Raw genomic sequence first — 9,859 nt, forward strand, 5'->3', positions numbered from 1 at the left:
AGCCGCGCGCGCCGGACAGGAATCGATCTGCGCGTTCTGGCGGATGTTCTGCCCCGTCTCGGACGCGATGCTGGCTACCATGAGCCAACACGCGGAGATGCCGCAGCTGACCTGGAGCGATTTGGGCGTGGGCGAGTTGCTGCCGACGGGAACGGTCACGTTGCTGCTAGGCGACGTCGAGGGGTCTACGCGGTTGTGGGAGACCGAGCCCGAAAAGATGACCGCCGCCCTGGCACTTTTGAACAAGACCGTCGACGAGGCTGTCGCCGCGCATGACGGGGTGCGTCCGCAAGAGCAGGGCGAAGGGGACAGCTTCGTGACCGCTTTCGCGCGTGCCAGCGATGCGGTGGCGTGCGCGCTGGCGTTGCAACGCGCGCCGCTAGCGCCGATCCGGCTGCGCCTCGGGATCCACACCGGCGAGATTCAGCTGCGCGACGATGCCAACTATGCGGGACCCACCATCAATCGCGCGGCGCGGCTGCGCGATCTGGCGCACGGGGGGCAGACGGTGTTGTCGGGGGCGACGGAGCCGCTGGTGGTCGATCGCCTTCCGGACGGGGCGTGGCTCACCGATCTCGGCAATTACCCGCTGCGCGACCTGCCCCGCCCGGAACGCGTTGTGCAGCTGTGTCATTCGGACCTGCGCAACGAGTTCCCGCCGCTTCGGGTGCGCAGCGGCGTTCCATCGCACAATCTGCCGACCCAATTGACGAATTTCATTGGGCGCCATGAGCAAATGGCCGAGCTGGGTCAGCTGGTGGCCCACAACCGGTTGGTCACCCTGACGGGCGCCGGCGGTGCGGGCAAGACTCGACTCGCCGCCGAAGGCGCCGCCCGACTAAGCCGCGAGTTCGCCGACGGCGTGTGGTATGTCGACCTGGCGCCGACCACCAATCCCGCAATGGCGCAGGTGGCTGTGGCGCGCACACTCGGCGTGCCCGATGTCGCCGGGCTCTCCACTTTGGAGCTCTTAGTGCGGTTCTTCGCAGAAAAATCGATGTTGCTATTGCTCGACAACTGTGAGCATCTGCTCGATCCGTGTGGTGCCTTGGTCGTCGAGCTGCTCGCGGCTTGCCCGAAACTGACGATCATTGCGACCAGCCGTGAGCCGCTTGGAGTTCCCGGCGAGCTGACCTGGCGCGTCCCGTCGCTGCCCATCACCGACGAGGCCGTCGAACTGTTCGCGGACCGGGCCAGGCGGATACGGCCGGAATTCCATGTCGGAGAGAACAACCGCGCGCTGGTCGAAGAAATCTGTGAACGCCTTGACGGCATGCCGCTGGCCATCGAGCTTGCCGCGGCACGAGTTCGGGCGCTATCGCTATCGCAGATCGTCCACAGCCTGCATGACCGATTCCGGTTACTCACCGGCGGGGCGCGCACCGCAGTGCGCCGCCAGCAGACACTGCGCGCCTCTGTGGACTGGTCGCATGCGCTTCTGACAGAGCCAGAGCGGGTGTTGTTCCGGCGACTAGCGGTCTTCAGCGGTGGGTTCGATCTCGGCGCCGCCCAGGCGGTCGGCGCCGTCAGCGACGTAGAAGGCTATCAACTACTGGACCAACTCAGCCTGCTGGTCGACAAATCGTTAGTGGTGGCCGACGACACCGCGGCCGGCATGCGCTACCGGTTGCTCGAAACGGTGCGGCAATATGCGCAGGAAAAGCTCGGCGAGTCCGGCGAGGCCGACGAGATACGCACCCGGCATCGTGACTACTACGCGGCCACGGCCATCGAGTTGGAGTCGCAAGGACTGGCCGGTCTTGAGCAGCTGCTGCGTTGGGCGGACGCGGAGATTGACAATCTGCGGGCGGCGTTCGCATGGAGCCGGGAGAAGGGCGACCGCGAGACGGCGCTGAGACTGGTGTCCGCACTGCAACTGTTTTGGTTGACGCGCAGCCGTTTCCGCGAGGCTTTCGCGGCGTTCGAAGCCGTTCTGACCGATGAGCGCGATCCGCAGATAGCACTTGAGGTGTGGGTGCGCGCGGTCGCCGATCAAAGCGCCATCGCCGTGTGGATGGGCGTCCCCGCTTGCCCGGATCGGGCCCGCGAAGCCCTGGCTCTCGCGCGCCAGTGTGACGACCCGGCGTTGATCGGTCGAGGCCTGATGGCGTGCGGTTCGGTGGCGATATACAGCGCTGAACTCGCACAGCCATATTTTGCCGAGGCGATCGAACTGGCTCGAACCGCCGGCGATCGGTGGAGCCTGTGCCAAATCTTCACCTATCAGGCGACCATGGCCTATTACGCCGGCGAACCGATCGCGGCGGCCGCGTCCGCCGTAGAAGGGCGTGACCTCGCGGATTCCGTCGGCGACAACCTTCATTCGCGGCTTTGCCGGGAGTGGCTCGGCTCGGCCCTCGCCATGGAAGGACATCTCGCAGACGCGGTTGACGTATTGGGTTGCTTGGCAGCGGATTCCGCGGCCGCGGGGGACCTGCCCATGTCGATCATGGTGCAGGTAGCGCGCAGCATAACGCTCGCCTACAAAGGTGAGGCGGCTGCCGCGCTGAGCGCGGCACAATCAGCTTCCGAGGCGGCGAACTCGCTGGGAATCTACACGGACGCAGTGTATGTGGCGTTGGCCGCGGCCAACCTTGCCGCCGGCGAGACGGCTACTGCCAGACAAGCGGCGGAGGAGGCCTGGCGGCAGACCACCCCGCTACGCGAAATCTGGGTCAGGGGAGCCAGTCAAACAGCCGAGGTCTTTCTGGCATGCGGTGATTTGGCCGCAGCGCGCCGCTGGGCCGATGACACCGTCGCCGTGGTACCGGGCTGGTACCGGATGTCGGCCCTGACACAACGCGCCTACATCGCAGTGGCTCAAGGTGACCACGGCCAGGCCGAGCGCGATGTTCACGACGCCCTGGAGATCGCCACCGGTACGCGGGCATACCTACGAGTGACGGACATCCTGGAGTGTCGGGCACGCCTGGCGGCCGACGATCGCCAACTCTCCTACGCAGCGCGCCTCTTGGGCGCAGCGGACGGCGTTCGTCGGTCCATCGGGGCAATCCGTCTCCCGATGTATCAAGCGGGGTACGACGCTTTGGTCGAGACGGCACGGGAATCGTTGGGGATCGATGGCTTCGACACTGCCTGGGCGGAGGGAGCGGCGTTGTCCACCGAGGAGGCGATCGCCTACGCGCAACGCGGCCGCGGCGAGCGCAAACGCCCAGCTACCGGCTGGGCATCGCTGACCCCCATGGAGAACGATGTGGTGCGCCTCGTGCGGGAAGGCCTGGGGAACAAGGACATCGGTGCCAGGTTGTTCATCTCACCGCGCACGGTGCAGACCCACCTCACCCACGTGTATGCCAAACTCGGCATCGCCTCGCGGATGGAGCTCTTCAAGGACCAGCGCCCCACGTGACGCACCGAGATTGCCGTCACGGCTGTGGTTCGGGTGCCGACCACGACCGTGGCGGCAATCTGGGCGGGGCCGAAGATCACTTCGCGGCGACGACGAAGCCCCGCATGATCGCCTCGATGTCGGAGGACTGTTCGACGGCCTGGTTGGCCAGGCCGGTGATGGTGAGCTGAACCAGGTATCGCTGATTGGGGGGCTTGGAACCGGTGGCGATGACGATCCGGTTGAAGCTGTGCAGTCGGGTGCCGTCCAAGTCGTAGCTGCCCTGGATCATCGACGACGGGAAGCCGTCGTACGGCGCCGTCGAGGCGTCGAGCTGCTTGAAGTCCTCGAAGAGTTGGGCGTCGTCGTTGCCGTGCTGGATCACCTGAGCCGGATCGAAATTGCCATTCAGCTTGAACACCACGAGCCTGGCCGTCGGATACTTGTTGCCCTTGGAAATCATCACGGTCTCGGGTGCGATGTGCGGGTTGTTCGCCGCCGACCAGCCCGGCGGTGTCGGGATGGATACCGTCAGGTCCGGCAGGTTGCCCGGCGCCACCTGCTGCCCGGTGACGCCGATGTTCTGCAGGTACTGCGACAGCGGCACCGGCTTCGCGGCCCTCGTCGTGGTGGTGGTGGTCGTCGGGGTGGTCGACCAGATCGATTGATAGTCAGGCGTTTTCGGGCCGCACGCCGCAGCGGGCAGTGTCAGCGCGATGGCCGCGGCCGCACACGCACGTCTCACAGAATCTCGCGGACGGCGTCGACCGGCCGGGCCAGCCGGGTGCCCTTCGGGGTGACGACGAACGGGCGTTCGATCAGGATCGGGTGTTCGACCATCGCGTCCAGCAGCTGGTCGTCGGTCGCGTCGGCGAGGTTGAGCTCGGAGTACAGGGATTCACGCTTGCGCACGGCCGTGCGCACGTCGATGCCGGCGTCGCGGATCATCCGAACCAGCTCGGCCCGCGACGGCGGGGTCTTCAGGTACTCGACGATGTTCGGCTCGAAACCGTTGTCCCGCAACAAGTCCAGTGTCTTGCGGGAGGTACTGCATTTGGGGTTGTGGTAGATGACGGTGTCGGCCATCTAGGCGTCTCCGTCGAAAAGCCCCGTGACGGAGCCGTTTTCGAAGACGGCGCGAATGGTGCTGGCCAGCAGAGGCGCGATGGACAAGACCGTCAGCTGCGGGAAACGCTTCTCCTCGCCGATCGGCAGCGTGTTGGTGACGATGACCTCGCGGGCGCCGGACGCCGCGAGCCGCTCGGCGGCCGGATCGGACAGCACGCCGTGGGTGGCCGCGATGATCACGTCGGCGGCGCCGTCGTCGCGCAACAGCTGCACCGCGCCGGCGATGGTCCCGCCGGTGTCGATCATGTCGTCGATCAGCACGCAGGTCCGCCCCTCCACCTCGCCGACGACGCGGTTGGAGACCACCTGGTTGGGCACCCGCGGGTCCCGGGTCTTGTGGATGAAGGCCAGCGGGACACCGCCCAGCGCGTCGGCCCACTTCTCGGCGATGCGCACCCGGCCCGAGTCGGGGGAGACGACCACCATGTTGCCGTCGGGGTAGTTGTCCCCGATGTAACCGGTCAGCAGGTTCTGCGCGCGCATGTGGTCGACCGGCCCGTCGAAGAACCCCTGGATCTGGTCGGTGTGCAGGTCGACGGTCACGATCCGGTCGGCGCCCGCCGTCTTGAGCAGGTCGGCCACCAGCCGCGCCGAGATGGGCTCGCGGCCGCGGTGCTTCTTGTCCTGCCGGGCGTAGGGGTAGAACGGCATGACCGCGGTGATCCGCTTCGCGCTGCCCCGCTTGAGCGCGTCGATCATGATCAGCTGTTCCATCAGCCAGTCGTTGACCGGCGCCGGGGCGGACTGCAGGACGAACGCGTCGCACCCGCGGACGGACTCGTGGAACCGGACGAAGATCTCGCCGTTGGCGAACTCCCGCGCCGTCTGGGCGGTGACGTGGACGTCGAGCTCCTTGGCCACCTGCTCGGCCAGTTCCGGATGCGCACGCCCGGAGAAGAGCATCAGGTTTTTGCGGTTATCGGTCCAGTCGTGGCTCAACGCACTGCCCTCGCCGTATCGGGATCGGGAATGGGACGCCCCATCGTACGTAGCGAATGGTACGGAAATATGGCCGGGTTACCAGATACCAAAATCACCATGTCTATTCGGGTGCGGGTGTTTCGCCGGGGTTGTCGGCGGCTTTCTCGGCCGCTCGGGCCGCCGCGCTGCCCGGCCGCTTGCGTTTGACCCAGCCCTCGATGTTGCGTTGCGGGCCGGCGGACACCGCCAGCGCGCCCGGCGGGACGTCGTCGCGGACCACGGTTCCGGCGCCGGTGTAGGCCCCGTCGCCGACCGTGACCGGCGCGACGAACATGGTGTCCGACCCGGTGCGCACGTGCGAGCCAATGGTGGTGCGCGACTTCGATGTTCCGTCGTAGTTGACGAAGACGCTGGACGCCCCGATGTTGCTGTGCTCGCCGATGTCGGCGTCGCCGACGTAGGTCAGGTGCGGGACCTTGGTGCCGGTGCCGATCGTGGAGTTCTTGGTCTCGACGAACGCCCCGAGCTTGCCGTCGTCACCCAGCACGGTGCCGGGCCGCAGGTAGGTGAAAGGGCCGACGGTGGCGCCGGCACCGATGGACGACGACGTGCCGTGGGTGCGCACCACCGATGCGCCGTCGCCGACGGTGACGTCGCTGAGCGTGGTGTCGGGACCGATGACGCAATGGCCGCCGAGTTGGGTGCGGCCGAGCAGCTGCGTGCCGGGGTGGACGACGGTGTCGCGCCCGATCGTGACGTCGACGTCGATCCAGGTGGTGGCCGGGTCGACGATGGTCACACCGGCCATCTGGTGGGCGGCGACGATCCGGCGGTTGAGTTCGGCGCCCAGCTGCGCCAGCTGGACGCGGTTGTTGACGCCGGCCACCAGCGCGCTGTCGTCGACGTGCTGGGCGTGGATGGCCTGCCCGTCCCCGCGCAGGATGGAGATGACGTCGGTCAGGTAGAGCTCGTGCTGGGCGTTGTTCGAGCTCAGCCGGCTCAGCGCCGAGCGCAACGCCGCGACGTCGAAGGCGTACACCCCGGCGTTGACCTCGCGAATGTCGCGCTGCGAGGGGGTGGCGTCGGCGTGTTCCACGATCGCGGTGACCTCGTTGTCCTGCGTGCGCAGGATGCGTCCGTAGCCGCTGGGGTCGGCGAGCGTCGTGGTGAGCACGGTCGCGGCGGCCGATCCCGCGTTGTGCGTGGCGATCAGCTCGGCCAGGGTGTCGGCGTCCAGCAGCGGCGTATCGCCCGAGGTGACGACGACCACGCCGGCGTAGTCGTCGGGCAGCGCCGACAGGCCGCAACCGACCGCGTGGCCGGTGCCCCTCGGCCGGTCCTGCAGGGCGACCTCGATGCCGCGGCCCAACGCGTCGGCCGCTTCGGCGACCAGCGGCGCGATGCGCTGGTGATCGTGGCCCAGCACCACCACCAGGTGTTGCGGCGCGACCTTGGTGATCGCGTGCAGCAAATGGGACAGCATGCTGCGCCCGGCGATGGTGTGCAGCACCTTGGGGGTGTCCGAGCGCATCCGGGTGCCGGGCCCGGCCGCGAGCACCAGGACCGCGGTATCACCACGAGACGCCACGCTTCTCCTTTCGACGCGAGCGTGCGGGTCGGTACGCCGACACGCCGTTAAGCGTGTCACCTCATGGGCGCTCGCGGCAAAGGGCTCGTGCCTTTTGGGGCTCCGTCGCCAGGACTCGAACCTGAACTCTCAGAACCAAAATCTGATGTGCTGCCGATTACACCACGACGGATTGCGGGCCCCGGAGGCCCACGCCAACAAGACTCTAGACGGTCGGCGGGCCGATCGCGGCGGCAAGGGAAAGACGGCCGGATCGGTGCGGGCGACGCTATAGGCTGGTTGACGTGGCCGTTCTGGACAAGGAGCCCGACAAGGAAGCCCGGGCGCCGCGCGCCCGCATGACCGGTAGCGATCGCCGACAGCAGCTCATCGGCATCGCGCGCTCGCTGTTCGCCGAACGCGGCTACGAGGGCACCTCGATCGAGGAGATCGCGTTGCGCGCCAACGTGTCCAAGCCGGTGGTCTACGAGCACTTCGGCGGCAAGGAGGGGCTGTACGCGGTGGTCGTCGACCGCGAGATGTCGGCGCTGCTGGACGGCATCACCTCGTCGCTGACCAACAACCGCTCCCGGGTGCGGGTCGAGCGGGTCGCGCTGGCGTTGCTCACCTACGTCGAGGAGCGGACGGACGGCTTCCGCATCATGATCCGCGACTCGCCGGCCGCGATCAGCTCGGGCACCTATTCCAGCCTGCTCAACGACGCCGTCAGCCAGGTCAGTTCCATCCTGGCCGGCGACTTCGCCCGTCGCGGGCTGGATCCGGACCTGGCGCCGCTCTACGCCCAGGCGCTGGTGGGCTCGGTGTCGATGACGGCCCAGTGGTGGCTCGACACCCGCGAGCCCAAGAAAGAGGTGGTCGCGGCGCACCTGGTCAACCTGATGTGGAACGGGCTGACCCACCTGGAGGCCGACCCCCGGCTGCAGGACGGTTAGGGACTCCTCCCAGCGGGGTTCATGAGGTCAGCGTCACACCCAGCGCGACCACGGGCCGGGGGAAATGCTCTGCGGCGCAGGCCTCGTCGAGCGTGTCCTCGATGAGGGCGGCCAGCTCGCCGGCGCTGGGTTCCCATCCGCCCACGACGTACGGGCCGGCCTGGTCACCGCCGACGTGCAGTTCGGTGAGGATGACGCCGCGCCGGGCGCGGACGTCCGCCATGGCCGCTATCGTCCGGCGGATCGCTTCGCCGTAGCGGACCGGGGCGTCGGCCCGGGTGGTCGAAGGATCCGGCCGGCAGTGCAGGCCCACCGGTTCGAAGGTGTTGTGCGCCGAGCCCCGCCGCGCCCGACCGGCGACGTGGGGAGCCGCGAGGGGCTCCTCGAGCACGATGCGCCCGACGCCGACTCCCACCGCGTCGCGAAATAACCCGGGCGATCCGGGGTGCGCGACGATGCGTGCCGGGTCTGTCCCCGCGGCGAGGGCGACCGCCAGCTCGCCGTCCGAGCGGACGCCGATGCCAAGGCCTTCTTCGGTTGCGACGCGCGCGAGGCCGGTGGTCAGCGGAGACCGGCCGAAGTAGACGACGCGCGCATTCCGCAGCGTTTTGCGCCAATGGCGGGCGCGGTCCCGAAAGTCGGTTTCGTCGGCCGGGGCGCCGGCGGGCCGCGGGGGAGCCGCGTGTTTCACCGACGGCAGGATGTCCAGCAAGGTCATGCATCCAGCGTGCGCACGCGGGCGGCCGGATTTCGCTTTCCTGACGATCCCTTGACGGCGCCGGGCTCGATATTGACGATTCTTGGCGCCCCTAGAATGTATTCATCATGACCGCACCGGGGCCTGCTCGCCCAGAACCCCCGATCGCGGGGCTCGTTGAATTGGCGCTCACCGCGCCGACCTTCCAGCAATTGATCGAAAGCGCGGCCGCGCGACCGGCCGAGCTTGCACTGGTGGGTCCAGCCAGCGCACGGCTCTTTGTGGCCAGCGCGCTGGCGCGGTTGGGCCCATTGCTGGTAGTCACCGCGACCGGGCGCGAAGCCGACGACCTGACCGCCGAACTGCGCGGTGTCTTCGGCGACGCCGTGGCGGCCTTTCCGTCCTGGGAGACCCTGCCGCACGAGCGGCTCTCACCGGGCGTCGACACCGTCGGCACCCGGTTGACCGTGCTGCGCCGGCTGGCCCATCCCGACGACGCGCGGTTGGGGCCGCCGCTGCGGGTGGTGGTGACGGCGGTGCGGTCGCTGCTGCAGCCGATGACGCCGGAGCTGGGCCGCATCGAGCCGGTCACGTTCACGGTCGGCGAGGAGATCGCCTTCGAGGATGCGGTCGCCCGGCTGGTGGAGCTGGCCTACACCCGGGTCGACATGGTGGGCCGGCGCGGCGAGTTCGCCGTGCGCGGCGGGATTCTCGACGTCTTCCCGCCGACCGCCGAGCACCCGGTGCGCATCGAGTTCTGGGGCGACGAGGTCAGCGAGATGCGGATGTTCGCCGTCGCCGACCAGCGCTCCATCCCCGAGATCGAGGTGGAGACGGTCATCGCGGTGCCCTGCCGCGAGCTGCTGCTGACCGACGACGTGCGGGAGCGCGCCGCCGCGCTCGCCGCCCGGCACTCCGGACCCGGGCCCGCCATCACCGGCAGCGTCACCGACATGCTGGCCAAGCTGGCCGAGGGCATCGCGGTCGACGGCATGGAGGCGCTGCTGCCCGTGCTGCGGCCCGGCGAGCACGTGCTGCTCACCGACCAGCTGGCCGCGGGCACGCCGGTGCTGCTGTGCGACCCCGAGAAGGTGCGCACCCGGGCCGCCGACCTGATCAAGACCGGCAGCGAGTTCCTCGAGGCGTCCTGGTCGGTGGCGGCGCTGGGCACCGACGCGCCCGTCGACGTGGCGCAATTCGGCGGGTCGGGGTTCGCCGAGCTGGACGACGTGCACGCCGCCGCG

7 protein-coding genes, 1 tRNA gene and 1 pseudogene are annotated in these 9,859 nt (G+C 68.4%); 3 read left to right on the top strand and 6 right to left on the bottom strand.

Translation table 11 applies throughout. From position 1 onward, the window contains the following. Nucleotides 1-79: 79 nt before the first annotated feature. Complete coding sequence (locus A5702_RS21565) at nt 80-3,370, top strand: LuxR C-terminal-related transcriptional regulator (RefSeq protein ID WP_156669702.1); 3,291 nt, start codon at nt 80-82, stop codon at nt 3,368-3,370. A 76-nt stretch (nt 3,371-3,446) separates the two neighbouring features. On the opposite strand, the gene A5702_RS21570 is transcribed toward A5702_RS21565, so the two are convergent. The 5 genes from A5702_RS21570 to A5702_RS21590 all read right to left on the bottom strand — a co-directional run bounded on the left by A5702_RS21570 (nt 3,447) and on the right by A5702_RS21590 (nt 7,158). Beyond that, nucleotides 3,447-4,094, bottom strand: coding sequence for an LpqN/LpqT family lipoprotein (locus A5702_RS21570; RefSeq protein WP_068223617.1), 648 nt, complete (start codon nt 4,092-4,094; stop codon nt 3,447-3,449). After that, entirely contained in the window at nt 4,091-4,435 is a 345-nt protein-coding gene (arsC, locus tag A5702_RS21575) for an arsenate reductase (glutaredoxin) (protein WP_055403080.1), read from the bottom strand. Before arsC ends, A5702_RS21570 begins: the two co-directional genes overlap by 4 nt. After that, nucleotides 4,436-5,416, bottom strand: a complete 981-nt coding sequence (locus A5702_RS21580; protein WP_055403082.1) for a ribose-phosphate diphosphokinase — start codon at nt 5,414-5,416, stop codon at nt 4,436-4,438. A 103-nt stretch (nt 5,417-5,519) separates the two neighbouring features. Then, complete coding sequence (glmU, locus tag A5702_RS21585) at nt 5,520-6,986, bottom strand: bifunctional UDP-N-acetylglucosamine diphosphorylase/glucosamine-1-phosphate N-acetyltransferase GlmU (protein WP_068223620.1); 1,467 nt, start codon at nt 6,984-6,986, stop codon at nt 5,520-5,522. Nucleotides 6,987-7,086: 100 nt separating this feature from the next. After that, nucleotides 7,087-7,158: transfer RNA gene (locus A5702_RS21590), tRNA-Gln, on the bottom strand. A 166-nt stretch (nt 7,159-7,324) separates the two neighbouring features. Between A5702_RS21590 and A5702_RS21595 the strand changes: the two genes are divergently transcribed. After that, nucleotides 7,325-7,918: a TetR/AcrR family transcriptional regulator gene (locus A5702_RS21595; RefSeq protein WP_156349533.1), complete on the top strand. Its 594-nt coding sequence runs from the start codon at nt 7,325-7,327 to the stop codon at nt 7,916-7,918. 19 nt (nt 7,919-7,937) lie between these two features. Here the strand turns inward: A5702_RS21595 and A5702_RS21600 are convergent, their stop codons facing one another. After that, a complete protein-coding gene (locus A5702_RS21600; RefSeq protein ID WP_068223622.1) occupies nt 7,938-8,636 on the bottom strand; it encodes a hypothetical protein in 699 nt (232 codons plus the stop codon). Nucleotides 8,637-8,743: 107 nt separating this feature from the next. On the opposite strand from A5702_RS21600, the pseudogene A5702_RS21605 reads away from it, so the two are divergent. Continuing rightward, nucleotides 8,744-9,859: pseudogene (locus tag A5702_RS21605) on the top strand (transcription-repair coupling factor); the annotation flags it as partial.

Origin of the sequence: Mycobacterium sp. E3339 (assembly GCF_001666915.1) — a bacterium.
In the GTDB taxonomy this organism is placed as follows: domain Bacteria; phylum Actinomycetota; class Actinomycetes; order Mycobacteriales; family Mycobacteriaceae; genus Mycobacterium.